General features: G+C 53.8%; 29 protein-coding genes and 1 tRNA gene. 17 read left to right on the top strand and 13 right to left on the bottom strand.

The genetic code is table 11. The annotated features are described in order from the left end of the window. Window positions 1-11 precede the first annotated feature (11 nt). Entirely contained in the window at window positions 12-386 is a 375-nt protein-coding gene (locus Dform_RS05945) for a hypothetical protein (protein ID WP_076004198.1), read from the bottom strand. Window positions 387-554: 168 nt separating this feature from the next. Here Dform_RS05945 and Dform_RS05940 point away from each other — a divergent pair, with 168 nt between their 5' ends. The 5 genes from Dform_RS05940 (at window position 555) to acs (ending at window position 6,149) form a co-directional block, all read left to right on the top strand. After that, entirely contained in the window at window positions 555-1,121 is a 567-nt protein-coding gene (locus tag Dform_RS05940) for a cob(I)yrinic acid a,c-diamide adenosyltransferase (RefSeq protein ID WP_225973648.1), read from the top strand. A gap of 18 nt (window positions 1,122-1,139) precedes the next feature. Beyond that, the gene (gene fbp / locus Dform_RS05935; protein ID WP_076004197.1) at window positions 1,140-2,231 is read left to right on the top strand and encodes a fructose-1,6-bisphosphate aldolase/phosphatase; all 1,092 of its coding nucleotides are present in this window, start codon (window positions 1,140-1,142) and stop codon (window positions 2,229-2,231) included. 66 nt (window positions 2,232-2,297) lie between these two features. Beyond that, window positions 2,298-2,894 (top strand): XTP/dITP diphosphatase, encoded by a 597-nt coding sequence (locus Dform_RS05930; protein WP_076004196.1) that lies wholly within the window; start codon window positions 2,298-2,300, stop codon window positions 2,892-2,894. Between the two features lie 167 nt (window positions 2,895-3,061). Then, the gene (locus Dform_RS05925) at window positions 3,062-4,144 is read left to right on the top strand and encodes a nucleotidyltransferase family protein (RefSeq protein WP_076004195.1); all 1,083 of its coding nucleotides are present in this window, start codon (window positions 3,062-3,064) and stop codon (window positions 4,142-4,144) included. Window positions 4,145-4,160: 16 nt separating this feature from the next. Next, window positions 4,161-6,149: an acetate--CoA ligase gene (gene acs / locus Dform_RS05920; protein ID WP_076004194.1), complete on the top strand. Its 1,989-nt coding sequence runs from the start codon at window positions 4,161-4,163 to the stop codon at window positions 6,147-6,149. 106 nt (window positions 6,150-6,255) lie between these two features. Here the strand turns inward: acs and Dform_RS05915 are convergent, their stop codons facing one another. The 6 genes from Dform_RS05915 to rpsO form a co-directional block, all read right to left on the bottom strand. After that, complete coding sequence (locus Dform_RS05915; RefSeq protein WP_076004193.1) at window positions 6,256-6,891, bottom strand: GNAT family N-acetyltransferase; 636 nt, start codon at window positions 6,889-6,891, stop codon at window positions 6,256-6,258. A gap of 51 nt (window positions 6,892-6,942) precedes the next feature. Next, a complete protein-coding gene (gene dapA / locus Dform_RS05910; protein WP_076004192.1) occupies window positions 6,943-7,845 on the bottom strand; it encodes a 4-hydroxy-tetrahydrodipicolinate synthase in 903 nt (300 codons plus the stop codon). Further along, entirely contained in the window at window positions 7,845-8,867 is a 1,023-nt protein-coding gene (locus Dform_RS05905) for an aspartate-semialdehyde dehydrogenase (protein ID WP_076005085.1), read from the bottom strand. The genes dapA and Dform_RS05905 overlap by 1 nt, the downstream gene beginning before the upstream one ends. A 115-nt stretch (window positions 8,868-8,982) precedes the next feature. Next, the gene (dapB, locus tag Dform_RS05900; protein WP_076004191.1) at window positions 8,983-9,768 is read right to left on the bottom strand and encodes a 4-hydroxy-tetrahydrodipicolinate reductase; all 786 of its coding nucleotides are present in this window, start codon (window positions 9,766-9,768) and stop codon (window positions 8,983-8,985) included. 128 nt (window positions 9,769-9,896) lie between these two features. Beyond that, the gene (locus Dform_RS05895) at window positions 9,897-12,098 is read right to left on the bottom strand and encodes a polyribonucleotide nucleotidyltransferase (RefSeq protein WP_076004190.1); all 2,202 of its coding nucleotides are present in this window, start codon (window positions 12,096-12,098) and stop codon (window positions 9,897-9,899) included. 114 nt (window positions 12,099-12,212) lie between these two features. Continuing rightward, window positions 12,213-12,476 (bottom strand): 30S ribosomal protein S15, encoded by a 264-nt coding sequence (gene rpsO / locus Dform_RS05890; RefSeq protein ID WP_076004189.1) that lies wholly within the window; start codon window positions 12,474-12,476, stop codon window positions 12,213-12,215. Window positions 12,477-12,603: 127 nt separating this feature from the next. Here rpsO and Dform_RS05885 point away from each other — a divergent pair, with 127 nt between their 5' ends. From Dform_RS05885 to glmU, 4 genes are all read left to right on the top strand, one after another. Continuing rightward, a complete protein-coding gene (locus Dform_RS05885) occupies window positions 12,604-15,096 on the top strand; it encodes an MMPL family transporter (protein ID WP_076004188.1) in 2,493 nt (830 codons plus the stop codon). A gap of 114 nt (window positions 15,097-15,210) precedes the next feature. Further along, entirely contained in the window at window positions 15,211-15,507 is a 297-nt protein-coding gene (locus Dform_RS05880) for a hypothetical protein (protein ID WP_076004187.1), read from the top strand. Window positions 15,508-15,656: 149 nt separating this feature from the next. Beyond that, on the top strand, window positions 15,657-16,943 hold the full coding sequence (locus tag Dform_RS05875) for a phosphoglucosamine mutase (protein ID WP_076004186.1): 1,287 nt from the start codon (window positions 15,657-15,659) through the stop codon (window positions 16,941-16,943). Further along, window positions 16,940-18,157 carry a bifunctional sugar-1-phosphate nucleotidylyltransferase/acetyltransferase gene (glmU, locus tag Dform_RS05870; RefSeq protein ID WP_076004185.1) on the top strand — a complete coding sequence of 406 codons (1,218 nt, stop codon included), beginning with the start codon at window positions 16,940-16,942 and terminating at the stop codon, window positions 18,155-18,157. Before Dform_RS05875 ends, glmU begins: the two co-directional genes overlap by 4 nt. An 11-nt stretch (window positions 18,158-18,168) precedes the next feature. Here glmU and Dform_RS05865 read toward each other — a convergent pair. Then, a tRNA-Gly gene (locus Dform_RS05865) sits at window positions 18,169-18,244 on the bottom strand. Between the two features lie 133 nt (window positions 18,245-18,377). Between Dform_RS05865 and Dform_RS05860 the strand changes: the two genes are divergently transcribed. After that, entirely contained in the window at window positions 18,378-18,629 is a 252-nt protein-coding gene (locus Dform_RS05860; protein WP_076004184.1) for a glutaredoxin domain-containing protein, read from the top strand. After that, window positions 18,608-19,210: an archaemetzincin gene (locus tag Dform_RS11815; RefSeq protein WP_083635376.1), complete on the top strand. Its 603-nt coding sequence runs from the start codon at window positions 18,608-18,610 to the stop codon at window positions 19,208-19,210. Before Dform_RS05860 ends, Dform_RS11815 begins: the two co-directional genes overlap by 22 nt. A 241-nt stretch (window positions 19,211-19,451) precedes the next feature. Here the strand turns inward: Dform_RS11815 and Dform_RS05850 are convergent, their stop codons facing one another. Then, on the bottom strand, window positions 19,452-19,901 hold the full coding sequence (locus Dform_RS05850; protein ID WP_145925538.1) for a universal stress protein: 450 nt from the start codon (window positions 19,899-19,901) through the stop codon (window positions 19,452-19,454). After that, window positions 19,883-20,269, bottom strand: coding sequence for a universal stress protein (locus Dform_RS05845; RefSeq protein WP_076004182.1), 387 nt, complete (start codon window positions 20,267-20,269; stop codon window positions 19,883-19,885). Before Dform_RS05845 ends, Dform_RS05850 begins: the two co-directional genes overlap by 19 nt. 189 nt (window positions 20,270-20,458) lie before the next feature. Here Dform_RS05845 and Dform_RS11445 point away from each other — a divergent pair, with 189 nt between their 5' ends. Continuing rightward, window positions 20,459-20,608 carry a DUF5670 family protein gene (locus Dform_RS11445; protein ID WP_192846582.1) on the top strand — a complete coding sequence of 50 codons (150 nt, stop codon included), beginning with the start codon at window positions 20,459-20,461 and terminating at the stop codon, window positions 20,606-20,608. 53 nt (window positions 20,609-20,661) lie between these two features. Here Dform_RS11445 and Dform_RS05840 read toward each other — a convergent pair whose 3' ends face one another. The 3 genes from Dform_RS05840 to Dform_RS05830 are packed head-to-tail and all read right to left on the bottom strand — an operon-like array spanning window position 20,662 to window position 21,669. Further along, window positions 20,662-20,991, bottom strand: a complete 330-nt coding sequence (locus tag Dform_RS05840) for an FmdB family zinc ribbon protein (protein WP_076004181.1) — start codon at window positions 20,989-20,991, stop codon at window positions 20,662-20,664. Next, window positions 20,992-21,381 carry a RidA family protein gene (locus tag Dform_RS05835; protein WP_076004180.1) on the bottom strand — a complete coding sequence of 130 codons (390 nt, stop codon included), beginning with the start codon at window positions 21,379-21,381 and terminating at the stop codon, window positions 20,992-20,994. Between the two features lie 39 nt (window positions 21,382-21,420). Next, window positions 21,421-21,669, bottom strand: a complete 249-nt coding sequence (locus Dform_RS05830) for a hypothetical protein (protein WP_076004179.1) — start codon at window positions 21,667-21,669, stop codon at window positions 21,421-21,423. A 190-nt stretch (window positions 21,670-21,859) separates the two neighbouring features. Between Dform_RS05830 and ruvA the strand changes: the two genes are divergently transcribed. From ruvA to Dform_RS05810, 5 genes are all read left to right on the top strand, one after another. Continuing rightward, the gene (gene ruvA / locus Dform_RS05825; RefSeq protein ID WP_076004178.1) at window positions 21,860-22,438 is read left to right on the top strand and encodes a Holliday junction branch migration protein RuvA; all 579 of its coding nucleotides are present in this window, start codon (window positions 21,860-21,862) and stop codon (window positions 22,436-22,438) included. Between the two features lie 17 nt (window positions 22,439-22,455). Further along, window positions 22,456-22,650, top strand: a complete 195-nt coding sequence (locus tag Dform_RS11240; protein WP_145925537.1) for a hypothetical protein — start codon at window positions 22,456-22,458, stop codon at window positions 22,648-22,650. Window positions 22,651-22,695: 45 nt separating this feature from the next. Further along, window positions 22,696-23,322 carry a GyrI-like domain-containing protein gene (locus tag Dform_RS05820; RefSeq protein WP_076005083.1) on the top strand — a complete coding sequence of 209 codons (627 nt, stop codon included), beginning with the start codon at window positions 22,696-22,698 and terminating at the stop codon, window positions 23,320-23,322. A gap of 119 nt (window positions 23,323-23,441) precedes the next feature. Continuing rightward, window positions 23,442-24,140 (top strand): response regulator transcription factor, encoded by a 699-nt coding sequence (locus Dform_RS05815; protein WP_076004177.1) that lies wholly within the window; start codon window positions 23,442-23,444, stop codon window positions 24,138-24,140. After that, on the top strand, window positions 24,121-25,230 hold the full coding sequence (locus Dform_RS05810) for a sensor histidine kinase (RefSeq protein ID WP_076004176.1): 1,110 nt from the start codon (window positions 24,121-24,123) through the stop codon (window positions 25,228-25,230). The genes Dform_RS05815 and Dform_RS05810 overlap by 20 nt, the downstream gene beginning before the upstream one ends. The last annotated feature ends 305 nt before the right edge of the window (window positions 25,231-25,535 follow it).

Here is a 25,535-nt window from a genome sequence, read left to right as displayed (position 1 = left end):
GTTAATGGACTTCATTGAAAATACGCCCTGACATCGGACCGGGTTAGATAAACAATCTGCAGCACTCCGATGACCGTGCCGACCGGGAAAACAAGGAGGCTGAACCCGCCGTGAATGAGCGACATGATACGGCCGTATTCTTTTCCCGAAAGAAGCCCGATACCCGCGGCCAGGGCTAACACGGCATAGATCAAGCAGATCACGCCGCCGACGATAAGACCGAAGTGAATCCATGGGCTGTAAAGATCAAAGTCGACATTCTGACGCATCCACCAGGTTCTCGTTTGTAAGCCGACCACGATGATTGCGCCCAAACCTACAATAGACATTAGAGAGGTCAGGAATTCCCAGACGGCTATTAATACGAGCAGGTCAGGTTTTTTCATATACCCTCCGTTGCAGGCTTAATTTCAATTCTATGGTCGAAATCGCCGGGTGTCAAAATGGTACGGTCGGCGGTTCATATTTTTATCTTGACACTGCCAATCACCCTTGTTAAACTTCACCGGATATTCGCAAGCTACCCAAGCGCCGCATATTCCCCGGAGGTTCTGTTGACCCACACCGAAGAACACGCCGATGCCTTCAGGCTGGAAAAAGGACTGGTTTCCGTTTTTACCGGACACGGCAAAGGCAAGACCTCCGCGGCCATCGGAATTGCCGTCAGGGGGGCCGGGTGGGGCGCCCGGGTGTTTATGCTGGGGATGATGAAAGGCGGAGACTACGCCGGGGAACACGGCGAATATTTTATTCTGAAGAACCTGCCCAATGTCACCGTCCGATATGTCGGCGATCGCAGTTGGTTGAGAGCAAGCCCATCGAAATCGGCCTATCGCGCCGCGGCCAAAGAAGAACTGGCTGCAGCGAAAAACGCTATGGTTTCCGGCGACTACGACATTGTCATTATTGACGAGATCAATCAGGCGACAGCTAAGGGTCTGGTGGATGTGGCCGACGTGCTTGACCTGATAAATAACCGGCCGGAGCACGTTGAACTCATTCTCACCGGACGGGACGCCGCCCCAGAGGTGGTGCAAGCCGCTGACCTTGTTTCCGAGATTTTGATGATCAAACATCCTTTTACCGAAGGCATCCGCGCCCGCAAGGGCATAGACTATTAACTAACAGGAGGAGTTACCATGAAGCTTACCCTTAGCGTCATCAAGGCGGACATCGGCGGGTATGTCGGTCATTCCGATTCGCATCCCGAGTGCCTTTGCGAGGCCGACAATAAGCTCGCCAAGGCCAAGGAAAGCGGCCTGCTGATCGATTACCATGTCACCAAGTGCGGCGACGACCTGCAACTTATCATGACCCATCAGAAGGGCGAGAACAGTCCCGACGTTCATGAAATGGCGTGGGATACGTTCGTCGCTTGCACCAACGTGGCCAAGAGACTGAAACTTTACGGTGCCGGGCAGGACCTCCTGACCGATGCCTTCTCCGGAAACATCAAGGGCATGGGTCCGGGGGCCGCGGAGATGGAATTCGAGGAGCGAACCTCTGAACCGGTGGTCATCTTCATGGCTGACAAAACCTCCTCCGGCGCGTGGAATATGCCTCTATACAAAATGTTCGCCGATCCGTTCAATACCATCGGCCTCGTAATCGCCGAGAACATGCACCAGGGTTTCAATTTCGAAGTCCATGACGTTAAAGAAAGCAAGAAGATCACCTTTTCAACTCCTGAGGAAATCTACGACCTGCTGGTCTTCATCGGCGCACCCAACCGCTACCCCGTTAAAGCGGTCTACACCAAGTCCGGCGAAATCGCGGCTTCATCATCCACCCAGAAACTGGCTTTCCTTGCCGGCCGCTACGTCGGCAAAGATGATCCGGTCTGCATCGTCCGCTGTCAGGGAGCCTTTCCCGCCGTCGGCGAGGTCCTGGAACCCTTTGCCCAGCCGTACCTGGTAGAAGGCTGGATGAGGGGCTCTCACTGGGGACCGATTATGCCCGTGGGCGTAGCCGACAGCCTCCCCACCCGGTTCGACGGCCCGCCCCGGGTCATCGCCCAGGGCTTCCAGTTGTCCCAGGGACGTCTGGTGGGTCCCCGCGATTTCTTCGCCGATGTCTCCTATGACAAAGCCCGCGAAAAGGCGAACGAAATGGCATATATGATGCGCAAGCATGGTCCATTCGAACCCCACCGCCTGCCGCTGGATGAGATGGAGTACACCACCATGCCGCAGGTCTCACGCAAACTGGAATCCCGTTTCAAACCAATCTAGTCATCATAGGGTCCGATTATTATGTGGGGACACGGCATGCCGTGTCCCCACTTTAGGTTAAGGGCAATGGAAGCTGAATTACTCCTGGCGACCAATAACAAGGGCAAATTAAATGAATACCGGGAACTCCTGGCGGGCTGCGGTTTCCGCCTGGTGACCCCGTCAGACAAAGGCATTGTCACCGAAGTCGCCGAGACAGGCAACTCCTTCGCTGATAACGCCGCGTTAAAAGCCCGCGCCCTGGCCAAGGCATCCGGTCTATTGACCCTGGCTGACGATTCCGGCCTCGAGGTCGATGCCCTTGGCGGTGAGCCCGGTGTCCGTTCAGCCCGTTACGCGGGAGACAATGCCACTGATACCGGAAGAATCGACCTGCTTCTTCGGCGGCTGGAAACAGTACCGGTCGGCAAGCGGACAGCCCGTTTCCGCTGTGTCATCGCCATTGCAACTCCAACCGGTCAGGTTAAATTTGCCGAAGGCAAGATTGAGGGTTTGATCTCTTTAGCCCCTCAGGGAAGACACGGGTTTGGGTACGACCCGGTATTTTTTTTACAGGAACTCGGCAAAACGATGGCAGAAATTGCGCCGAAAGAAAAAAATCACATCAGCCACCGGGCTTTGGCCGCGGCTGATGCTTGCCTCATTTTGAAGGATCTAAAGTAGCCTATAGTCAGTAAAAGACTATAAAAAGTAAAAAAGAGATAAAAATTCCCGTAACAAACGCGGCTTGATTTCGAGGTACTAGTTCCTATAAGATAAGCTAGCCGCGGTATTAAAACTGGAACCCATCGTCTCCAACAAAATTGAAGGGTGAGTACCGGTATTTATTTATGAAAGCGCTCATTTTAGTTGGCGGCCTGGGCACCCGATTGAGACCCCTGACTATCAACACCCCCAAGGCCATGATGCCGGTGCTCAATAAACCTTTCATGGCTCACGTCGTGGATCATCTTATGGGGCACGGCGTCGATGAGGTTATTTTTACCCGGGGGCATCTTGCCGGGCAGATGGAAAGATATTTCGGAGAAAATTACCGCAGCTGTAAGGTGACTTTTATTGACGAGGAAAAGCCGCTCGGCACCGCCGGGGGCATCAAGAATTGTGAACGTTTTCTGGACAGCACTTTTTTTGCTTTGAACGGCGACGTCTTTTCCACCATAGATTTATCGGCGATGCTGGCTCAGCATCGCTCCAATAACGCCGTGGCGACTATCGCCTTGACGCCGGTTGAAAATCCTTCGGCATTCGGCCTGGTAGAGACTGAAAAGGACAACCAGATCAGGCGTTTCATTGAAAAGCCCAGGGCCGAAGAGATAACCACCGATTTGATCAACGCAGGATGTTACATCCTGGAGCCTGAGATATTCGGGTATATCGAACCGGGCAAAAATACCAGCATCGAGCGGGAGACTTTTCAGTTCCTGTTAACAGATCACCGCCCGTTTTACGCCTTTGTTGACCGCAATTCCTATTGGATAGATATGGGCAATTGCGAAAAATACTTTCAATTCAACATGGATATGCTGAACGGCCGTTGCCAATGTCCGCTTACCCCGCCGGCCGGCACCAGTATAGGGGACGGGACTTTCGTGGATCCTTCAGCCGTGTTTGCCGGTAATGTGATGGTAGGCCGCGGTTGCAGTATTGGCCCAGGCGTCAGGATCGAAGGGCCGGTAATTATTGGCGATCGATGCGCCGTTGGGAACAACACGGTGCTGCGGAATTCCATTGTCTGGGAGAATGTTGAGTTCAGCCCAGATGACGTTGTGACCGGATCTATTATCGCCGGTCGCAGCCGGCTCGGTGGGCAGAATCGAATTTCAGACTCAACCCTGGCTGATGGCGTTTACACCCCTTCCGATTATTCCCTGTCCGGGTCTCAAATTTGGCCCGGAACGGCGCTCAGTAATTAAAAGAGGAGAGAGAAAGATGACACAAGCAGCCGATTCCCGCGTCGCTCACTTGCCTACTACTCAGTACTTTTGCCCGTCGGGTGACTACGACGAAATGTGGCGCCGCGCCGATCAGGACCCGGAAGGCTTCTGGGGCGAGCAGGCGATGGACCTCGATTGGTTCAAGCGCTGGGACAAGGTGCTCGACTGGAAAGTCCCGTATGCCCGCTGGTTTGTCGGCGGCAAGCTGAATTTGTCGTATCAGTGCCTCGACCGCCACATGAAAACAGAGGTCAAAAACAAAGTCGCCTTCCATTGGGAAGGAGAACTTGGCGATACCCAGGTTTTGACCTACGCCGAACTTTACCGCCTTACTAACAACTACGCCGCGGCTTTAAAGAGACTCGGCGTCAAGCGCGGAGACCGGGTTGCCCTTTACCTGCCTATGATTCCAGCCCTCCCGATTTTTATGCTGGCCTGTGCCCGGATCGGCGCTATTTTCACCGTGGTCTTCTCCGCCTTCTCCGGTCAGGCGCTGGCTGACCGCGTTGAAGACGTGGAAGCCAAAATTATCGTGACCTCCTCCGGCATGCATCGGCGCGGCAAAATTCTGCCCCTTAAGGATAACGCCGTCGAAGCTGCCAAAAAATGTCCCTGCGTGGAGAAGATAGTAGTCGTCAAGCATACGGGACATAACGTCGAAATGGACCCCGCACGAGATGTGTGGCTAAACGATCTCCTGGCCGGGTGCGATGAGTACGTTGAGCCGGAGCATATGGACTCAAACGATCCGCTGTTTGTCCTTTACACATCCGGCAGCACCGGCAAGCCCAAGGGCATTCTTCACGGCACCGGCGGCTACTCTTTATGGATCGCCAAGACGATGCAATGGGCGTTCAATACCGATAAGAAAACCGTGTGGTGGTGCACCGCCGACATCGGCTGGATCACCGGGCATAGCTACGTTGTCTTTGCCCCTCTTGAACTTGGCCTGACCTCAGTTATGTATGAGGGCGCGCCTGACTACCCAACCCTCGACCGCTGGTGGCAAATTATCGCCAAATACGGCGTAACTATTCTGTATACTTCACCCACGGCTATCAGGATGTTCATGCGCCATGGCGAAGAATGGCCGGCCAAACACGACCTTTCCAGCCTCAGGATCCTCGGTTCGGTCGGCGAGCCGATCAATCCCGAGGCCTGGCTGTGGTATTACCGCAATATCGGTCACGAGCGCATCGGCATTTCGGATACCTGGTGGCAGACCGAGACCGGCGGCTTCATGATCTCCCCAACCCCCGGCATCCAGCCCCATTTCCTGAAACCCGGTTCGGCCACCAAGCCCATGCCCGGTATCGTTCCGGCTGTTCTCGATGCCGAGGGCAAGGAACTACCTAACGGCGAGACCGGCTTCATCGTGATCAAGAAACCATGGCCGGGGATGCTCCTGGACATCTACCATAACCCGGAACTCTACCAGAAGACCTACTGGTCGCGCTTCCCCGGTTACTATCTGCCGGGTGACTATTGCATGAAGGACCAGGACAACTTCCTTTGGCTCCTCGGCCGCGCCGACGAGGTCATCAAGGTTGCGGGACACCGCATCTCCACCGCCGAACTGGAAAGCGCCATCGTCGGCCATTCCGCGGTCGCCGAAGCCGCCGCGACCTCACGGCCCGATGAGATCAAGGGCGAGGCGATCATTATGTTCGTGACCCTGCGCAAGGGCACGCCGCCGTCGGTCGAGATCAAGAACGAACTGACCCGGCACCTCAGGGCGACCATCGGTACCCTGGCCACCCCTGAAGAGATTTTCTTCGTCAACCTGCTGCCCAAAACCCGCAGCGGCAAAATCATGCGCCGCCTGCTCAAGGCTGTGGCGACGGGCGCCACCATCGGTGACACTTCCACCCTCGATGACGGCGCCTCGGTGGATGAGGCCAAGGCTGCCTTTGCCGAATTAAGCGCTGGGTCCCACCACTACAAATCGGGCGAGCGGAACCCCGAAACCAAGCCGATGCCATAATATCACGATCGAAGTTCAATAAAGGGGCGGGTTACAAACCCGCCCCTTTTCATTTTTTAATCGGGTAATGGGAACCGTTCGCCTGATCCGGTCGGAGGATGAACAATTAAGAGACGTTCGCTGATTTTGGCTGCCTGAGCATCAAGAATAGTTTCAGGCCTGTGTCCGGCAGCGCTTCCTCTTTTATGAGGTCAAATCCCCACCCACGGTACATCCCCACGTTCCTCAGGTTTTGGGTCTCGAGGTAAGCCGGCATTTTATTTCGGTCAAGGTATTCCAGCATCGGCCGCAACAGTTTTGAGGCAAATCCCTGTCCCTGGCAGGCCGGGTCGACAGCCAGGACTCCCAGATACACGTGCCGCGTTGGCGCCAGTTCCCGACGCAGTCGGGAGAAATGGAGGTCGAGGCGGGATTCCCTGAGCAGATAACCCCAGCCTGCCCTCAGGGGCAACAGCGGGAAGCCTGCGCGGAGGTGATCAATCAGCGATTCTTTGTGTGGCGATTCGAACCATATCGCCACGCCTTCGCATCTGGGCGATGTCACGTAGGTTCCCTGGCCGGTAACGAGCGTCAAATTGAGGTAATACTCGAACGAGAATCGCAGGTTATCCCGCTTAGAGGCATCGGGTATCAGGAAATGCGTCGTCTCATCGTCGGCAAAAGCTCGGGCGCAGGTCAACGACGCGGGTTTTACCAGCGCCTGCGTCAGCGGTACGAGATCTCCAAGCTTATCAGGTAACATTGCCCTCAACCCAACGATGGGCTTAAGAAGACATGAAATTAAGCAGCTTTTTCAGGCAAGGGGTAAATCGATGTGATAGCCCTTGAGGGTATCGCGAATAAATGCCGCCGTCCTTTCGTCCGGGTCGGTCAACGGCAAACGCGGTTGGCCGACTTTGAAACCGATGTAATTCAACGCGTACTTGATCGGGATCGGGTTAGCCACCACGAACAGATTATTGAAAATAGGCGTCAGGTGGCGGTGCAGTGCCGCGGCTTCAGCCAGATTGCCGGCAACGAAGCTTTCCATCATCCTCTTTATTTGGAGGCCGACGAGGTGAGAAGCGACTGAAATAACGCCGTGGGCGCCTATGGCCATCATCGGCAGGGTGTCCGAGTCATTGCCGCTCCAGACGGTGAAATCCGGGCGGTCTGACTGGGTTCCGTCGATGATCCGGGCGATCTCGCCGAGATTGCCGGAGGCTTCCTTGGTTCCGACGATATTCTGGATCTTCGACAATCGGATCGTTGTCTCGGCCGACATCGAAGTGATGGTACGGGACGGAACGTTGTACAGGATTATGGGAAGGGTGGTCGAATCTGCAACCGCCTTGAAATGGCGGTACAGGCCCTCCTGCGTAGGTTTATTGTAGTAGGGCACCACCAGGAGAGCGGCATCGACGCCGAGTTTCTCGGCTTTAATGGTGTTTTCGATGGCTTCGGCAGTGGAGTTGGAACCGGTGCCGGCGATAACCTTGGCGTTTTCACCCACGGCTTCCCTGACGGCCATGAACAGGGCATGCTCCTCTTCCCAGGTGACAGTAGGAGATTCGCCTGTCGTGCCGGCGACCACAATACCGTCGCTGCCGGAAGCAACCAGGGCTTTGGCCAGCTTTCTCGTCTGGATAAAATCAATTGAGCCGTCTTCCTTGAACGGCGTTACCATGGCGGTGATCAATCGTCCCAGTTCTTTCATCACTTGCCTCCGAGCCAGCCCCGTTTAAGCATTTCCTCGGCGATCTGGACGGCATTGAGTGCGGCGCCTTTTCTGACATTGTCGGCGACGATCCACATCACCAGACCGCCCGCCAGGGAGGAATCGGACCGTATCCGGCCGACGAAGGTATCGTCGGTGCCTGCCGCCATCCAAGGATGGGGGTAGAGACTGACGGTGGGATCATCGAGGACCTTGACGCCAGGAGCCTTCGCCAGAATATCGCGGGCTTCATCCGGCGACATCGGGCGCTCAAACTCGACATTGACCGCCTCGCTGTGACCGATGAAAACCGGCACCCGGACGCAGGTGGCGGACAGAGCGACGTGGGGGGCATGCATGATCTTGCGGGTTTCCACCAGCATCTTCCATTCTTCCTTGGTGTAACCCGTATCGAAGAACACGTCGATCTCTGGAATAAGATTGAAAGCGATCTGGTGCGGATAAACGTGAGGAGTGACGGGTTGGCCGGCTAAAACCGTTTGACTTTGAGTTGTGAGAACGTCCATGGCCGCGGTTCCCGTGCCTGATACCGCCTGATAAGTGGAAACAATGATACGCTTGATCGGGTTGACCCTGTGCAGCGGGTAGAGCGCCGTCACCATCTGGATAGTGGAACAGTTCGGATTGGCAATGATGCCTTTATGGCTCTTGGCATCCTCGATGTTAACCTCCGGTACAACCAGGGGCACATCAGGTTCATAACGGAAAGCGGCGCTGTTATCGATGACGACCACGCCTTTTTCGGCCGCGACGGGAGAAAAATGACGTGATATGTCAGCCCCGGCGGAAAAAAGAGCCACGTCAAGATCGTTGAAGCTGTCAGGACTGGTTTCCTTGACCTCGATTTCCTGGCCCTTAACCAGCAGTCTTTTCCCCGCGCTGCGGTCTGAAGCAAGCAGAGTCAGTGATTTCATGGGGAAATTCCGCTGGGTCAAAACGCGGATAAATTCTTGGCCGACCAGGCCCGTTGCCCCGACAATGCCGACTCGTAAACCGTCCAATTTCAACCCTCTCACGGAATATTCAGGACCGCCAAACCCCAAGCGTGAAATGATTCTAAAGCATTAACTGGCAAAAATCCAAAACGTCATGGCTTCGAATTTGGATCTTCGAAATTTAGAATCCCAGCAACTTGTCCAAACCAAAAATGAATTCGCCTTTCCGGCCAGCCATTTCCTTGATAGCAAGAAGCACACCCGGCATAAAACTCTCGCGGCTGGTCGTATCGTGCCTGATGGTCAAAGTCTGGCCCAGCGCGCCGAAGATAACCTCCTGGTGCGCCACCAGGCCGGGCAACCGGACGCTGTGAACCGGCACGCCGTAAAACTTCTCGCCGCGGCTCTTATGCTCGGCCTCGCCGGGTATGGAGGCGAACGGTTTTTCGCGGGCCGCATTCATTTCCCTGGCGGTGGCGATAGCCGTCCCCGACGGAGCGTCAATCTTTTTTTCATGGTGAGATTCGATGATCTCAGCCCAATCGAAATATCTGGCGGCGATCCTTGAGAGTTGCATCATTACGACCGCTCCCAGCGCAAAGTTGGGCGCCACCATCACGCTGATGTTGAACTCCTTGGTCAGGGCCTCCAGACGGCCTAGAACTTGCGGGTTTACGCCAGTGGTGCCTATCACCAGGTTTGCCCCAACCCGCGCCGCTGTCTCAGCGGTTTGAGGCACGGCGGCCGCCAGGCTGAAATCAACCAGGATTTCCGGCCTTGTGTTAACCAGGCATGAATTGAGATCGGAGGTCAGGAAGATTTGCTTGCCATTGACTTCAATGAATTCCCCCGACGCCCTGGCGTCACAGGCGCCAACCAGCGTCAGGTCCGGCGAATTGGAGACGGTTTTCATGACCTCCCGCCCCATCTGTCCCAAGGCGCCCTGAACCGCTACCCTGATTGCCATTATGTTGCCTCCTTAAAACACAGGGACACGGCTTGCCGTGTCCCTGCAACCTCAAAACCCTTCGGTTCCGATCATTTTACCTGGGTTCTCGTTGGTTTGTTGCGAATTTCGAAATCCGGATCTTGTGTTTACCGCCTGAAAGGTGGTCTTCCGCCTCTGTCCATCGGCGCGCCGGGAGCCGAGCGGGGGAAGCCTCCGGGAGGTGGGCCCTGCCGCTTCATCGCTTCCTGTTCCTCCGCGGTAGGCGGGGGCAGCAAAGCGCGGCGGGAAAGGTTGATCCGGCCCTGGGAATCGATCTCGGTGACCTTCACCTGGATAACGTCGCCTAGTTTGACCACGTCTTCAACTTTGTCGACCCGGCGGTTGGCGAGCTCGGAGATATGGACCATTCCTTCCTTGCCGGGCAAAATTTCCACGAAAGCGCCAAAGCTCATGATGCGGGTGACCTTGCCGGTGTAAACGCTTCCGGGCTCGACGTCCTTGGTCAAGCCTTCGACAATGGCGATGGCCTTGTTGGCGGCGGCAGCGTCGGTTGCTCCAATGATCACCGTACCGTCGTCTTCGATATCGATAGTGGTCTTGGTCTCATCAATGATCGACCGGATTACCCGTCCGCCGGGGCCGATGACGGTACCTATCTTACCGGGATCGATCTTCAGCTTGTACATTCGTGGCGCGAAGGGCGAAAGCTCGGCGCGAGGTTGCGAAATAGACTTGTCCATGACATCAAGTATAACCATGCGGGCTTCTCTGGCCTGCGACAGCGTTTTTTCGATGATAGCGAAGCTGATGCCCTTGAGCTTGATATCCAGTTGAATGGCGGTGATGCCGTCACGCGTCCCGGCTACCTTGAAGTCCATGTCGCCGTAATTGTCTTCGAGCCCTTCGATATCGGTCAGGGTCACGAACCTGTCCCGGTTTTCGTCGTCGGTTATAAGCCCAATAGAGATACCGGCCACGGCTTTCTTGATAGGCACCCCGGCATCCATCAGCGAAAGGCTTGAGGCGCAGGTTGAGGCCATGGAGGTCGAACCGTTGGAAGATACCGCTTCCGAAACAAGGCGCATGGCGTAGGGGAACTCAGACTCCGATGGGATGACCGGCAGTAATGCCCGCTCAGCCAAGGCGCCATGACCTATTTCACGGCGGCCCTGACCGCCGAGACGCTTGGTCTCACCGGTGGAGTAGGGCGGGAAATTGTAATGGTGGATATACCGCTTGGTTTCTTCCGGAGAGATGTTGTCCAGTTTCTGTTCCATCTGGAGTGAACCAAGGGTTATGACGTTCAGGATCTGGGTCATACCTCGAGAAAAAAGGGCGGACCCGTGAACGCGGGGCAGGATGCTCACGTCGGCGGATAGTTCCCGGATCTCGGTAATGCCGCGGCCTGAGACACGTTCATTCTTGTCAAGGGCGGTCGAACGTACCAACTTGCGAATCTTCTTGTCGTAGGCGGCCATTATGGCGGCGGTTTCAAATTCTTCACCCAGGTCGGCGATCAGTTCCTGCGACAGTTTTTCAAGGTTTTCGGTCCGCTGAGCCTTGTCTGCCTGGTAGAAAGCCCCGGGTAGCCTGTCGTCGATGGCGATCGATATCTTCTGCACCAGAGCCTCGTCCACGACGGGGGGATCTACATGCCACTTAGTCTTGCCGACGGCGGCGATCACTTCTTCCTGAAGGGCGATTATCTCCTGGTTGGCGGCATGGCCAAACCGGATAGCCTCCAGCATCAGCGCTTCTGGCGTCTCCCGAGCGCCGGCTTCCAGCATTGTAACGGCATGCTTGGTGCTGGCAACGACCACATCAAGCTTGCTTTCGGGTAACTGGGAAAAGGTTGGGTTGAGCACAAATTCGCCGTTGATATAGCCGACATGAACTGCTGAAATAGGCCCTTCGAAAGGCATTTCGGATATGCCCAGGGCGCAGGAGGCACCGATAACGCCCAGGACGTCCGGGTCGTTCTCCTGATCCGCGGCGAGCACGGTCAGGATAACCTGGATTTCGCGCCGCCAGTACTTGGGCAGCAGCGGACGGATGGGGCGATCGGCTAAGCGGCTGGCGAGGGTGGCGGCTTCGGTGGCCCGGCCTTCACGGCGGATAAAGCCCCCGGGGATCTTGCCCGCGGCATACATTCGTTCCTCGACGTCGATGGTCAACGGCAGGAAGTCGGTTCCGGGTTTGGCTTCTTTAGCGACGACCGCCGTGGCCAAAATTTCGGTATCGCCGTAACGCAAGGTCACGGCGCCGTTGGCCTGCCAGGCTAGTTTGCCGTGTTCGATAACGAGCTTGCGCCCGCCGATGGTTCTTTCAAAAGTGTGGATCGATGCCAATGGATTCTCCTTATGCGAAAATAGAGCTTTGCCCTTGGGCTTGCCCTGGAGGGAACGCCGGTAAGCTGGAGCCGTTTTTCAGCCCTATCCGGATACGGGCAGAGCGCTAAATTATTATTTGCGCAAGCCGATCTTGGCGATAAGGTCCTGGTAACGGGTGGCGTCCTCGCGACGGAGGTAAGCCAGCATGCGCCTGCGCTGACCAACGAGCCTCAACAGGTTCCGCTTGGTATGAGAGTCCTGTTTGTTGGCGGCCATGTGCGCGGTAAGCTGGTTGATGCGCGCCGAAAGAATGGCAACCTGCACCTCGGCGGAGCCGGTATCCTTCGGATGGCGCTTGAAGGCATCGATAACGTTGATCTTTTCCTGTTTTTCCAAATTCTTCCTCTTATTCTTTTATCAAAGCAGAAGTATAACATAAATCCAAAATCTAATAAAAATGCGGTCCCTTGTCAGGGTAAGGGGGTTCTTTGAAGCCTGGTGTTGGCAGATGTAAGATTAATCGATGTTCAAAACGATTGCCAGCATCTCAAGACGGTACAAATGGCTGATCGCCGTCGTTTGGACCGGCGCGGCCATCGCCTCGTTCCTTTTTGCTCCGAAACTGTCCGATGTCGGGATCAATGACGACAGCCAGTTTTTGCCTTCGGACACCGAATCCACCCTGGCTCGGGATATCATCAAAAACCGCTTTTATACAGCCCCGGATGCACCTGCCAGTTCCCTTGAGATAGTCATCGAGAACACCCTGGGCCTCTCGGAGGCTGACAACGTTTTCGCCCGCGCCTTACGCGACTGGTTGCTTTCCGACAGCGGCCCGGATAACATCAAAACGGTGACCTCCGTCTTCGATAACCCGGCGCTAGAGCCGGTTCTCATCAGCGCGGATAACACCGTCATGCTGATAAACGTCGGACTTGGCCAACCTTCTCTGGTACCTTCGTCTCAAGCTGCGGTCGACACTATCCGGAATTACATATCCGGGAACCCGCATCCGGGGAATGTCTATGTCACGGGTCAGGTAGCTATTTCCAAGGACCTGTTTCAATCAATAAACAGTACCATAGATCGGACAACCCTGGTCACCATTGTCCTGGTGGCTGTTTTGTTGTTGATCGCTTACCGCTCCCCGGTCGCTTCGATGGTTCCGCTCATCGCCATCGGGTGGAGTTTCCTTATCGCGCGGGGACTGGTAGGTTTCATGGCCGAATCCGGACTAAAAGTATCTACCCTCGCCGATGCCTACCTGGTGGTTATCATTTTCGGGATAGGAACTGACTATTGCTTGTTCATCATTTCCCGTTTAAGGGAAGAATTGGCTGCCCGGCGTCATGATGCCGTTGGATACACGATGGCGAAAATTGGTCCTGTGATCTCGGCCAGCGCACTGACGGTGATTATCGCTTTCCTGTGCCTCTGGGTGTCTCAGTTCGGTATGACCAAATCGGTCGGCGTCGCCCTGGCCACCGGGGTTGCCATCACTCTTTTAGCCGGAATCACGTTGGTGCCGGCTCTCATGGTCATTTTTGGCAGTAAACTGTTCTGGCCTGGGGAGGCAGCCCGGGTTGCCGGTAAAAATATCGGATGGAGCAGGATTTCCGCTTTCGTAGTATCCAAACCATGGCTCATCATCTTGCCGGTTATTGTCGTCCTGGCGGTGCCGTACGTGTTCTTGCCTTCGCTGAAGCGTTCGGCAGATGTCATCGCCCAGATGCCCGCAGAAGTCGAGGCGGCCGCCGGATTCCAGGTGATCCAATCCCATTTTTCCAAGGGTGAACTCCAGCCTCTCTATCTGCTGGTCAGCTCGACCGGATCAGATTTCACCGATATTGCGCCGCGGCAGGATGTCGACGAACTAGCGGCCTACGTTTCCACGCTGCCGGGAGTGATGCGGGTGGAATATTTTAACGCTCCGTCGACCGCTTTGAGCGCCTTGGCAGAACAGATTCAGGCGGTCGCCGATAATATTGCCACCGGTCGTTTCGATAGTTCGATGACTGTTCCTCTCGAGCAGGCGGGGGAAATGCTTGGCTCATTGCCACTGAGATACCCCGGAATCATTAGCAGCCCTGCGTTTCAGCAGGCGGCAACAGCCGCTCAAACCGCAGCTCAGCTTCTGGCAACAATTCAGAAAGCCCCGCAAACCGAACTTCCCCCTCTGCTATCCCAGCTCGTTCCAGCCGCTGACGGGTTGAGTGCCGGGCTGGGCCAGATGATTCAGGAATTCAACCTGGAAGTATCGACTCCGTTCACTGCATGGTTGTATCAAACCTTCTTTTCCACCGACAAGACCTATTCCCGGATCAACATTATCTTGGATTTGGACCCGTATTCCGATGAAGCGGTGGCTTTGATTCCAGGGTTTCGAGAAGATATCGCCGTCAAAGAAGCCCAATTGGCTACCATCAACAAGACTTATGTTGGCGGGGAAACTGCCCGATACGCGGACACCATTTCCGTAACGACGGCTGATTTTGGCCGCGTGGCAATACCGTCGGTAGCCGCCATTTTCGTGATCCTGGTGATCGTGTTGCGGAGCCTGGTAGCGCCGCTTTACATGGTGGCCACGGTTCTATTCAATTTCGGAGCCACCCTGGGGTTTACCACTTTTTTCGTCCAAAACATATCCAGAGAACCGATCATATATGTACTGCCGCTTTTCATTTTTATCATGCTGGTAGCTGTCGGAGCTGACTATAACCTTTTCCTGATGTCCAGGATCAGGGAAGAAGCCTCTTCAGTCCCGAACAAACAGGCTGTGGCTGCTGCCGTAAGCCACACCGGCGGCGTCATCAGCACCTGCGGAATCATACTGGCGGGCACCTTCAGCGTGCTCATTCTTTCGCCGCTCCAGATGGTTCATCAGATAGGCATGGCCATAGCCCTCGGCATCATCCTCGATACCTTCATCGTACGGGCTTTGCTGGTGCCGGCTGTGGCGCGGGTGTTAGGGAGGTTTAACTGGTGGCCGGGGGGCGGCAACCTGACGAGACAATAGGCAATTTACCAAAGTTTGGCGAATTCAGAAGAAAATGCGCCAAAATAGTACCAACGTAGGGCTGTTATTATCGTGTTTGACGGGTATAATCTCTCTTCAAGAGCCAGAGGGATTATGGAACAAGATCAAAACAGCCCGGCTGCCGAGCCGTTAGCCACCGAGGAAGCCCGTTTACAGCTTATCAGGCTAACCAGCGAATATTATTCGCTCAGGGCTCAGTGCAATAGCCTGGCACCCGACCAGAACTCTCAGGGCGATGCCCGGGATGCCAGGAGCGTTCTTATTATTGACCGGTTGGAAGAGATCACCCAGGAAACCAAGCAGCTTTTACCTTCAATCTATCCGCAACTGGACATAAAGATCAAACCGACAACCCGGCAAAGGCGTTCCCGCCAGACCGCCGAAAAATAGTCCTTGCCGGATTTCCACGCTTTGCCACCGAATCGGTCATCTAGCCGCGCCTTCGCGCGCGGCTTAATTCAGATATCCCTGTGCCAATCACCTGGCAAATAGCAATCAGGCGCTTTGACAGGATGAGCCCAACAAATTAGAATCGATAAATGCGTCTTTTCGGTACTTCAGGGATCAGAAAAGTGTTCGATCAGGAATTGGTCGATGTCGTTTTCAAGACCTCAGCAGCGATCGGAACCCGATACCGCAGGGTAATTCTGGGGCGGGACGCCCGGACAACCTCCGACCTGCTCAGGCACGTTTCTGCCGCCGGTCTCAGCCTTTCTGGCGCAAAGGTTTTCGACGCCGGACTGGTTCCGACACCGACCCTTGCCATGTCTGGAAGGGATTTCGACTGCGCCGTGATGGTGACCGCATCTCACAATCCGCCTGAGTACAACGGGCTTAAGCTTCTCAATCCTGATGGGTCTGCTTTCAGCCCGCTGCAACAACGTGAAATCGAAGAAGCGGTGTCCCGGCAATCCGCGCCGAGAGTCTCTTGGGATGAAATATGTGAAAGCGAGACTTACAGCGGCGCGATTGAACGCCACATCGAATTTATCCGGGACCGGTTCCCGAAAAAATACAGCCTCAAGGTTGTCGTCGATTGCGCTTCAGGGGCGGCTTCCATGATTACGCCGAGCTTACTGGAGTCCATCGGTTGCAGGGTGCATGCGATCAATTCGAACCCCAGCGGTTTTCCCACGCACCCGGTGGAACCCCTTAAAAAAAATTTGACCGAGCTTAAAAGTACCGTACTGAGGGTCGGAGCTGATTTGGGTTTAGCGCACGACGGCGATGCGGACCGGATGATGGCCGTAGATGACCAGGGTAAGTACATTAGCGGCGATAAAATGTTGTGCTTGCTCGCCGGACACTTGGAGGCCAAAAACATTGTTACCACCATCGATGCTTCGATGGCAATCGATAAGCAAAAATTCAACGTTCGCCGTACCAGAGTGGGCGATAATTATGTTTCAGAAGAATTGAAACAAGGCGGGGATTTCGGCGGTGAACCCTGCGGCGCCTGGATATTTCCTGCTAACACGCTATGTCCGGATGGGATTTTCGCCGCGGCCTGTTTGGTCGATATCGCAAGTAAAGGAAATCTATCGACCTTTAACCGTTCTTTCAAATCCCTCCCGATCATGCGGGGAAGCCATGACCTGGGTAATTTAGGGTTTGAGGATCTTGTTACCGTTCTTGTTTCGGGGTTGAAGCCGTATTCCATCGACAAGACGGATGGAATCAAGCTGGTTTTCCCAGAAGGCTGGGTACTGGTACGACCTTCCGGCACCGAACCGAAGATCCGTTTGACCGTTGAGGGAATCGCTGAGGAATGGGTTTCTACCCGGTACTCCCAAGTTGTCGATGTGATCGAAAGGGCGCTTAATTGAAGGCGGTAATCCTCACCGCGGGAGAAGGCAGGCGCATGAGGCCTTTGACCTTTGCCCGTCCTAAACCAATGATTCCGGTGGCCAATAAGCCCATTCTTGAGCGACTCTTGCTTGAGTGCGTCAACGCTGGAATAAGTGAGTTTGTTTTCATCGTCGGTTACAAAGACGCCTCGATCAGGAACTACTTCGGAGACGGTTCCCGGTGGAAGATTCGGATTTCTTATCTCGTGCAGAATGAGGCGACTGGCACTGCCAGTGCCGTAAAACTGGCACAGCGAATTGTCGGCGATCGCTTCATCGTTCTTAACGGGGATGCTATTTTCGCTAAAGAGGACATCGAACGGTTGGCGAGTTCCCAGTCGACCGCCATTGCCGTGCAAGAGGTTAACGATCCCGCCGGGCTCGGAATCATCGAGGTCGAAAATGGCATGGTCAAACGCATTGTAGAAAAGCCTGAATTGCCTGCCTCTAAACTAGCCAACGCCGGCGCCTATTTATTTACCCACACCATATTCCAGGCTATTGACCGCACCGAAAAATCCCCTCGAGGCCAATACGAAATCACACGATCGCTGGAAATTCTGATCGAAGATGGATTTGGTATCAGCTGTCAACCGGTAGAAAATTGGTTGACCGTGAGTTATCCTTGGGAACTTTTGAGTACAAATGAAAAGATACTGTCCGGGATGGAATCACGTTGTGATGGCGTGATCGAACCGGGAGCTCACATTGAAAGCCTTTGCATTGTTGGAAAAGACAGCATAATTAGATCTGGCTCTTATATTGTCGGCCCTGTGATCATTGGCGACGACTGCGATATCGGTCCTAACTGTTATATACGAGGCTCGACCGCCATCGGCAACCGGTCCCGAATCGGCGCCTCAGTCGAAATAAAAAATTCGATAATCATGTCTGGAAGTAAAATCCCGCACCTCAGTTACATCGGCGATACCGTAATCGGCGAAAACTGTAACTTCGGCGCCGGCACCAAGGTAGCCAATCTTCGTTTTGATCACCGCAATATCAGATGCGGCCACGTTGATACCGGTTTGCGCAAATTTGGAGCGATTATCGGTGATAACGTTCAGAGCGGTGTCAACGTCTCTCTAAATCCGGGCACGCTTATCGGCGACAATGTTTTGATTTGGCCGGGATGTGTTGTTGGAGGTGAAATTGAATGCGGCGCGGTCGTCCGCGGAATGAATCAACCCTGAATGTGAATGGGTGGAGCGGGTGACGGGACTCGAACCCGCGACAACCTGCTTGGGAAGCAGGCACTCTACCAACTGAGTTACACCCGCAGAATCCGGACTATTTTAACCTTCAACTTCAAGACTTGTAAAGGCAGGCGCTTTCGACCCTTCAATCTGCTAACGCTTCCGCAAATTCTGGACTAAAATAATATGGGACGGAATCATGAGAAGGGAAGGTAACATGGCTGAAGCGACTAAACTTTACGGCACCTCATGGTGCCCCCACACCTCCCGTTCCAGGTCTATCCTGGACCGACAAAAAGTTCCATACACCTGGTTTGATATCGAACGCGATCCTTCCGCGTGCGCTTTCGTGGAACGGACTAACAGGGGAAATCGAAGCGTGCCGACCATCGTTTTTCCGGATGGTTCCATCCTGGTTGAACCGGCGGACTTCGACTTGATTCAAAAATGCCAAGAAGTCAACAAGTAATCCCCAATTCTGGCTCAATAAGTTTTTCAGCGGACAATAAGTCCGGCCGGATCATCCTTGGATTGATCAGTCCGCTACCGGGCGGCGTTTTATCGGCGCTATCGGAGCATCTTCAAAAGGAATTCAGTGTACCGGTAGAGACGTTGGAACTTAACTGGAACGTCTCGTTCGCTTTCAACCGGAGGCGAAACCAGTATTCATCGCCGAAGATATTGAATAGACTTAAAGCCGTCCCACAAAGGACTGGTGATAAGCTTTTAGCGATCGTCGATGTCGATTTGTATTGCCCTGATTATGATTTTATATTTGGGGAAGCGGATGCAGAGGAAGGTATTGCTACGCTATCCACCCATCGTCTGGAAGAAGGTACAAACGACACAAAGTTGATTTCTAAGCGGATTGTTAAAGAGGCTACTCACGAAATTGGTCACCTATTTAACCTGGGTCACTGTGAAGACCCAAAATGCGTAATGAGTTTTTCGGTAGGAGACCTCTCGCAGATAGACGCCAAATCGGCTTCCGTCTGTCTCCCTTGCAAATCTCCCGCCCCGGCATCCAGGTCCAACACTACGGCAAACTAGGTTCCCCTTCTCGTTCAAAAAATTGGGGCTGAATCCGTAGACAATTCGTACTTTAGCGATAAGAATCAGGTAAAAATACCGATGTCCCCAGACAGAGTTTCAGTTATTGTTAGACAGGGATCATGCCGGAGGGAATTGCGATGGGGCCATTATTATCTGTCTTCGTAGCGCTAGCCATGCTCGGCGTCTATATGCTGATTACAAATGGAAATAAAAAGTAAGAACCGTCCTTGTCGGTTTCTTATTTACGGTGAACTATGAGCATGGAAGTTGCACCCGTATTCAGAATCTTACGGGAAATGCTGTTTTCTGCCCATTCGGTAACTCTTGAATTAGTCACCATGGTCACCATATCGGATTTGGTCTGAAAGGCCGCCCAGTCTATCGCAGTCGTAAAATCGTTGGCCTCCGAGATTATGGTCGTTACATTCAACCCGTACAACATCGCGGCGACACCGTCCAGATATTTGGAAGCTTCTTTCTTTTGATTTTCGATATCTGCTGCAGTGCGGCCGGCGGATTTGACCGCGGAAAACAAAACAATATCCGCTTTGAAATTTTCGCCGATTCGGCGCGCTACGGAAAGAATTTGCTGGGCGTAAGGCGTGCCGTCCAAAGGCACAAGTATCCTCTTGATGATGCCGCGGTTGCTCTCGGGTTGCCTCTCGTGTCTCACCAGCATCGTGGGCATTTAGCCAAGCGAGCCACGTCATCAACGACGCTTTTGGCCGATGGGCTGGTGAAGCCGTGAGCGACCAGTATCACTAAATTGATGTCGTTATTTTCAATATACTCGCATAAGCTGGAGGTGAACTCGCCCATTCTCTGTTCCACCAGAACGTTGGTCCGTTGACCGCTTTGGTTTATCTCCTGGGTGATTATTTCCGCCAATTTGTCCATGTAAAGCTTGTGCATTCCGCGCGCCTGTCTATGCGAGGCTTCACATGCGTGAAACAACACTAGGCTTGAGCCCATCCTTTTCGCCATTTCCTCTGCGTACGGAATTACTGCTTCGGCAGCTTCAGAACCATCAAGTGGTAGCAGAATATTATTGAACATATTTGGACTCCCAGTAATCGTTATCTACCGACGCGTTATCTTACATCAACGAATATAAAATCTTAAACTTGATTTGTTGTCCTTGATTTATGATATTGTTAATGGGGTGTAATCTCTCGCGCTATCCATCGTATATGCGAATAATCCAAGTAGGCAAGCCGGCGTGAAATATAGTTGTCAGAGGTACGCATGAGTACGATCCTTCTCATAGCTATTGGCCTGTTGGTGATCTGGATAATCGCCAGGCTCTTTTTCAAATCACTCGGGTGCCTCATCCACCTGGCTTTGATAGCCGCGGTGGTCCTGGCAGTTATCTGGCTCCTGAAAACCGTCTTCTAGCAAAAAGCGATGTTTTACCGGTGCGTTCGATATTGACTAGTCCGATAAGCCGGTCACTCTACGCTGGATGATTCCCGTTTTCCGGTGCTACCTTTGCCTTCGGAAACGTGTTCCGGTGTTTTTGCTTCTGGTTTGGCTTCGCCCTTTTCAGCTTTTTCTGCCGTTTCTTTTTCTTTCTTGCGATGCTCCAGTTCTGGGTCGACTTCAGTGCGGCTGTCGGTGACGTAAAAGCCCGGACCTTTAAACACCAGGAAAGGCGGACAGTAAACCCTCCGGCCTTCCATTCCGCAGTCAGGGCATGAGTTGCCTCCGGTTTCGTTGAATTTCCGAGTCACTTCGAAATTAGTTTTACAATTGGGGCATTCATACTCATAGACCGGCATTTATCCCTCACCGCCAATCTGGGCCACAACTTCAATCTCGACAAGAGCGTTTTTGGCCAGTCCGGAAACTTCGACGGTGCTCCGTGCAGGCGGTGACGTTTTGAAGTAACTGGAATAAACGGAATTCATCGCCCCGAAATTCGAAAGATCGGTGATGAACACCGTGGCCTTGATAACATCGTCAATCGATCCTCCGGCCGCATTCAGTATAGCCGTTAGATTTTCAAGCACCCGTCGTGTTTGAACAGATATATCTCCCGACACCTCCCCCGTTACCGGATCAATGGGAAGCTGACCGGAGGTGAACAACAGGTTTGAAGTCTTTATCGCTTGAGAATATGGCCCGATTGCCTTCGGTGCCCGGGGGGTGTGAATGATTTCCTTTTTCAAAGTTATCCTTTCATTTCTCAAAGTTTGAGGTGATTAGTTTTAGTAATTAATCCCGTAAACGCGCAGAGCTAAGGTGGCGTGGATTACCACCGAGGTCCAAAACACCCACCACAAGTAACAGTGATATTTGAAAAATGTCTTGTACCACGGGTGAAGCATCAGGCCTTTGAATATGCGCATCGCCGGCACGCACCTGCAGCTGAAGAGTAAAAGAGCCCCGGTAACTGCGTTTAAGATACCAAGCCAGAAGATTATCCTGATGGTAAGGGCAACCGATCCAATGATCATTTATCCTCTCCCTGGGAACAGAATGGGTGTATTTTATGGTATCGGGGTAAACCATGCCACTTCCCCTTGAGAGAAGACGCGAAATGGCGTGGCATTTCATTGGCTGATGATTTGAAAAAGGTAGCTGATCCCCCTGAAAGCAAGTAAAATACGTGCTAGAATAATCGGCAATTCGCCGTAGAGGAATTAAATGATCGCGTCCCTGAAAGGCAAAATAGAACTACTCGGTGCTGATTGGGCGGTGGTGAACGTCGGCGGTATCGGTTATAAAGTGTTTATATCCACCGCTACCATCTCTCAGATCCAGAGTGTCTCTGAGGTTAAGCTTTTTACGCATTTACAGGTTCGTGAGGATGCGCTAACCCTTTTCGGTTTTATCACTATTGAAGAATTGGGTATTTTCGAGACCATGCTTGGTGTTTCAGGTATCGGCCCCAGGCTTGCCCTGGCCCTGTTGTCATCATTCAAAGCCGATGAACTTGCCGCCATCATTGCCACCGGCAATGACGCGATGTTATGTACCGTGCCCGGTATCGGGAAAAAGACTGCATCACGGATCGTGCTCGAACTCAAAGACAAGGTAGCCAAAAGCTGGGCAGCAACTCCGATGACCGCCGGAGCCGTAGATGCCGATGTTTTGGCTGCCCTCGGCGCGTTAGGCTATTCCCCCACCGAAGCAGCGAAAGCGGTGGTCGCCATTCCCAAGGATCCTGCTATGTCTCTTGAAGAAAAAATTAAACTGGCGTTGGCTGGATTAAGCCAGACATAGGCCGACGGGAGAAATGAATGAGTCATCCCGAAACCTGCGCCCGCTGTGAAGGCAGCGGACAAATAGCCTGCCCTGTTTGCCGTGGCGCCGGGGAGATCACCCGGGAAGGCGATTTCGAGGACGAAAAGAAGCCGTGTACTTCTTGCAAGGGTTCCGGGACTGTCAGATGCCATACTTGCGCAGGAAGCGGAACGGTTAAGATCGACGACTAACCCGGAACCAGCCGGATCTGGCTTCAACGGGAGCCTTAGGGATTGGTGGATCGACCTACGGAAACGATAGACCTGAAGAAACAACTTAAACATCTCTACAACCCGCCGGTTGGTAAAGCGGTCTTTGTCGAAGTACCTGAGTTTAGTTATCTGATGGTTGACGGACGCGGCTTGCCAGACGGTCCCGACGCCATCGCAGCGATCGAAGCCCTGTATTCTGTGGCTTATGCTCTCAAATTCTCCGTCAAAAAGGAACAGGCCATTGATTTCAGCGTCATGCCGCTTGAAGGCTTGTGGTGGTCTAACAACATGGACGATTTTGTCCATACCAACAAGGCCGGCTGGCTGTGGACTTATATGATAATGCAGCCGGAATTCATCACCCATGCGTTGGTCGAAAAAGTCATTGACGAAGTTCGAAAGAAAAAGAACCCACCCGCCTTGGGAAAGGTCAGATTCGCCTCCCTCGCTGAAGGCATGTCGGCACAGATAATGCATATCGGTCCGTATTCCGAAGAGGGGCCTAATATTGAGAAGATACACCGTTTGATTAAGGAGTCCGGGCACACTTTTGAGGGCGCCAGGCAGAAACATCACGAGATCTACCTGTCCGATCCCAGGCGGACCGCTCCGGAAAAATGGAAAACGGTAGTACGCCAACCGTACGTTTAATTATAGCGACCCCACCCGTGCTATATCGTAAGGTATAGGACAATTCAACGTATTGATATTGGCCTTTAGATATATTACAATGGCCGGAAAGAACCTTAACCGGCCAAAGCGAGGATTATATGGCTAAGACGCGTGTCATGATCGCCGACGACCATGCCGTACTCCGCGAAGGCATGAGACGCCTGCTGGAACAGGAAAAAGATATGGAGGTGGTCGGTGAAGCCTCCGACGGCGAAGAAGCCGTCCGTCTTGTCGATGAGCAAAAACCAGATGTGGTCCTCATGGACATCGTCATGCCTAAACTTACGGGTGTCGAAGCCACCAAGTTGATCAAGAAGGCTAATCCCTCCACGGCAATTCTGATCCTCACCGCTTATTCCGATATCAGGTATATCCTTGGACTCCTGGAGGCCGGCGCCAGCGGTTACCTGCTGAAGAGCGCCCGTGCCGATGAGATCGTCGGCGCTATTCGCGCCGTACGTTCCGGCGAATCCGTCCTGGATTCGATGGCGACTCGCAAACTTCTCGAGCGGGTGGTCAACCTGTCCAAAGAGACTCCTGAAGACAAGAGCCGGGGGCAGTTATCTCCCCGCGAGATCGAGATCCTCAGGCTTGCCGCCCGGGGTATGAGCAATCGCGATATCGCTGAAAAACTTGAGCTTTCTATGCGTACCGTCAAAGCGCATTTATCCAATATATTCAACAAGATGCGCTGTTCCAGCCGCACCGAGGCCATCGTAAAGGGCTTCCGTGAAGGCTATGTTACATTGGATGATGTACCCCAGGGCATAGAGAGCTATGAAAAAGAAAAAATCTAGCCTGCCCGACCAGGACTACCGCTATCTCTTCGAGAACGCCTCGGATGCCATCTGGGTGCAGGACCTGGAAGGTCAGATCCTGTATGCCAATAAAGCCGCTGAACGGTTGACCGGATACGGGCATGACGAACTGGTCAATCACGATGTCATTAAATTTCTTCCCGATGTCCGCTCCCACGACATAGCCCGCGAAGTCCGCCGGCGTTTGACAGCAGGCGAGGATTTCCACCAGCCGTACGAACAGCGGATCGTCCGAAGCGATGGGACGCTGGCGATCTGGCGCATGGCCACCAGCCTGGTAATCGTCGACGGCGAGGTCAAGGGTTTCCAGCATATCGCCCGGGACATTACCGCTGAAAAGCAGCTCCAGGACAACATGCGCTTCTACGTCCAGGAGGTTATCCGGGCCCAGGAGGACGAGCGCAAGCGGGTCGCCAGGGAACTGCATGACGAGGTGTCGCCTTCTTTGCTGCTGCTCATCCAGCGAATAGACGCCATCACCTCCAACAACCGCCTCAAGCTCTCCGAGGTGATGAAGGAGAAGATGGAAGACCTCCGGGTCCAAACCGTCGAAGCCCTGGAGAGCACCCGGCGTATCGCCCAGGATCTGCGTCCGCGCATCCTTGACGACCTCGGCCTGATCCCTGCCCTCGAGTGGATGGCGGACAACCTGATCAAGAAGCATGGCATCGAAGCCAAGGTAACGGTCGCCGGGCGGGAACAACTACTGTCCAGCGAGGTCCAGCTTTTGCTGTTCCGCATCGCCCAGGAGGCTTTAAACAACATCCGGAAGCATTCCGAAGCTTCGCAGGTCGAGATCACGGTCACCTTCGGAGATGAGAAAACCGTTGTCTCTATCGCCGACAATGGCAAGGGTTTCGCGATACCGCATCGTGTATCGGACCTGGCTGCCGGGGGCAAACTTGGGCTTGCCGGTATGCAGGAACGGGCTCAGCTGATTGGCGGGCATGTGGCGCTGAAGAGCGATCCAGGGCATGGCACGGTGGTCACCGTCGAGGTGCCGAACCAGGGCAACCTGTGCGAGATACCGACACCGGCTCAGGAACTTGAGCGGCGGTTGAGAACCTAGCCTCCGACCACATTTAACCTAATCGGAGCCTATCCCCTGCCCCTTCCCACGCCGAGCTATGCGAGGCGAAGGGAAGGGGAGTGTTTTTTAAGAGGTTTTAGCTCGCATGCCCCGCTCGCTAAAACCTCTAGAATGGGAGCCCCACCCAAGGACGAACGTAGGAATTGTCAGCTTCCAGTTATCTACTCCAAGTTGGAAGCAGTCCGATGAACTACCCCTCTCCTTTAATTCCTCTCCCACAAGGGGCGAGGAAAATAATTGTGCAGATGCTGCCATTGGATCCATTCGGCGGAGCACCGTGTTTC

This window comes from Dehalogenimonas formicexedens (assembly GCF_001953175.1).
In the GTDB taxonomy this organism is placed as follows: Bacteria; Chloroflexota; Dehalococcoidia; order Dehalococcoidales; family Dehalococcoidaceae; genus Dehalogenimonas; species Dehalogenimonas formicexedens.
Note: the sequence above shows the minus strand (reverse complement) of the source record. Positions and strands in the feature narration are given on the sequence as shown.

Coding starts and splice junctions, on each gene's coding strand:
- Dform_RS05945 (WP_076004198.1), bottom strand. CDS start 386: ATGAAAAAACCTGACCTGCTCGTATTAATAGCCGTCTGGGAATTCCTG.
- fbp (WP_076004197.1), top strand. CDS start 1,140: ATGAAGCTTACCCTTAGCGTCATCAAGGCGGACATCGGCGGGTATGTC.
- Dform_RS05930 (WP_076004196.1), top strand. CDS start 2,298: ATGGAAGCTGAATTACTCCTGGCGACCAATAACAAGGGCAAATTAAAT.
- Dform_RS05925 (WP_076004195.1), top strand. CDS start 3,062: ATGAAAGCGCTCATTTTAGTTGGCGGCCTGGGCACCCGATTGAGACCC.
- acs (WP_076004194.1), top strand. CDS start 4,161: ATGACACAAGCAGCCGATTCCCGCGTCGCTCACTTGCCTACTACTCAG.
- Dform_RS05915 (WP_076004193.1), bottom strand. CDS start 6,891: ATGTTACCTGATAAGCTTGGAGATCTCGTACCGCTGACGCAGGCGCTG.
- dapA (WP_076004192.1), bottom strand. CDS start 7,845: ATGAAAGAACTGGGACGATTGATCACCGCCATGGTAACGCCGTTCAAG.
- dapB (WP_076004191.1), bottom strand. CDS start 9,768: ATGGCAATCAGGGTAGCGGTTCAGGGCGCCTTGGGACAGATGGGGCGG.
- Dform_RS05885 (WP_076004188.1), top strand. CDS start 12,604: ATGTTCAAAACGATTGCCAGCATCTCAAGACGGTACAAATGGCTGATC.
- Dform_RS05880 (WP_076004187.1), top strand. CDS start 15,211: ATGGAACAAGATCAAAACAGCCCGGCTGCCGAGCCGTTAGCCACCGAG.
- Dform_RS05875 (WP_076004186.1), top strand. CDS start 15,657: ATGCGTCTTTTCGGTACTTCAGGGATCAGAAAAGTGTTCGATCAGGAA.
- Dform_RS05860 (WP_076004184.1), top strand. CDS start 18,378: ATGGCTGAAGCGACTAAACTTTACGGCACCTCATGGTGCCCCCACACC.
- Dform_RS11815 (WP_083635376.1), top strand. CDS start 18,608: ATGCCAAGAAGTCAACAAGTAATCCCCAATTCTGGCTCAATAAGTTTT.
- Dform_RS05850 (WP_145925538.1), bottom strand. CDS start 19,901: ATGCCCACGATGCTGGTGAGACACGAGAGGCAACCCGAGAGCAACCGC.
- Dform_RS05845 (WP_076004182.1), bottom strand. CDS start 20,269: ATGTTCAATAATATTCTGCTACCACTTGATGGTTCTGAAGCTGCCGAA.
- Dform_RS11445 (WP_192846582.1), top strand. CDS start 20,459: ATGAGTACGATCCTTCTCATAGCTATTGGCCTGTTGGTGATCTGGATA.
- Dform_RS05840 (WP_076004181.1), bottom strand. CDS start 20,991: ATGCCGGTCTATGAGTATGAATGCCCCAATTGTAAAACTAATTTCGAA.
- Dform_RS05830 (WP_076004179.1), bottom strand. CDS start 21,669: ATGATCATTGGATCGGTTGCCCTTACCATCAGGATAATCTTCTGGCTT.
- ruvA (WP_076004178.1), top strand. CDS start 21,860: ATGATCGCGTCCCTGAAAGGCAAAATAGAACTACTCGGTGCTGATTGG.
- Dform_RS11240 (WP_145925537.1), top strand. CDS start 22,456: ATGAGTCATCCCGAAACCTGCGCCCGCTGTGAAGGCAGCGGACAAATA.
- Dform_RS05815 (WP_076004177.1), top strand. CDS start 23,442: ATGGCTAAGACGCGTGTCATGATCGCCGACGACCATGCCGTACTCCGC.
- Dform_RS05810 (WP_076004176.1), top strand. CDS start 24,121: ATGAAAAAGAAAAAATCTAGCCTGCCCGACCAGGACTACCGCTATCTC.